Genomic DNA, 562 nt, shown 5'->3' on the forward strand with positions numbered 1-562 from the left:
TCGTGAGCGCGCCGCCGCAGGGGCTGCTGGCGGAAAAGCTCGCGGCCGCGGGCGTACAGGTCCTCGTCGCCGACGCGGCGCCCGCGCCGCGGGGAGCAAGGGCCGAGCGGTGAATGCTTTCTCGCGCGCCCCGGGGTGGCGCTCACGCTGCGCCAGCGCAGTTCTGGCGCCAGGCCGCAACCCACTGTGCGAAGGCCCCGGACAGGTCCGTCTCCTGGGGTTGCGGCGGCAGCCCCAGCACCTGCGCCGCCTGCGACAGGGCCTGCAGCGGATGGCGCAGGTCGAGCGCCGGGGCGCCGCTCTGTTTGGAGAGCTTCTCGCCGTGGGCGCCGCGCACCAGGGGCGTGTGCAGGTAGCTCGGCGTCGGCAGGCCCAGGGCCTGCTGCAGCAGGATCTGGCGCGCGGTGCTGTCGGCCAGGTCCGCGCCGCGCACCACGTCGGTGATTCCCTGGTCGGCGTCGTCCACCACCACGGCGAGCTGGTAGGCCCAGAGCCCGTCGGCGCGGTGCAGGACAAAGTCGCCGACCACGCGGGCAACGTCCTGCCACTGCGCGCCCAGCCA

General features: G+C 74.9%; 1 protein-coding gene. It reads right to left on the bottom strand.

Going from position 1 to position 562, the window contains the following annotated elements:
• Window positions 1-142: 142 nt before the first annotated feature.
• On the bottom strand, window positions 143-562 hold a 420-nt coding region (locus VTU_RS0121215; RefSeq protein ID WP_010108486.1), incomplete at its 5' end, for a glutamate--tRNA ligase family protein.

The sequence above is a fragment of the Verminephrobacter aporrectodeae subsp. tuberculatae At4 genome (genome assembly GCF_000193225.1).
Taxonomy (GTDB): Bacteria; Pseudomonadota; Gammaproteobacteria; order Burkholderiales; family Burkholderiaceae_C; genus Acidovorax; species Acidovorax aporrectodeae.